At 51.6% G+C, this 258-nt stretch carries 1 pseudogene; it reads left to right on the top strand.

Annotated elements, in window-relative coordinates:
- A pseudogene (locus AAEY75_RS15975) lies at positions 1–258 on the top strand (ammonium transporter); the annotation flags it as partial.

Below are 258 nucleotides of genomic sequence, written 5' to 3'. Positions count from 1 at the left end.
ACCTGTATGTCTATCGTCTCAGGCGCGGTCGCTGAGCGTATGAAGCTATGGGCTTTTCTGCTATTCGCGGTGGTCATGACAGGTGTGATCTACCCTGTTGAAGGCAGTTGGACATGGGGTGGCAAAGACGTCTTTGGTCTATTTAGCTTAGGTGATTTAGGCTTTTCTGATTTTGCAGGCTCTGGTATCGTACATTTAGCAGGCGCTGCGGCGGCGCTGGCTGGTGTCTTGCTATTGGGCGCTCGTAAAGGCAAATAC

The organism is Psychrobacter sp. TB55-MNA-CIBAN-0194 (assembly GCF_040309505.1).
Lineage (GTDB): Bacteria > Pseudomonadota > Gammaproteobacteria > Pseudomonadales > Moraxellaceae > Psychrobacter > Psychrobacter fozii.
The sequence above is the reverse complement of the archived record's forward strand: the minus strand, read 5'-3'. Positions and strand labels throughout refer to the sequence as shown.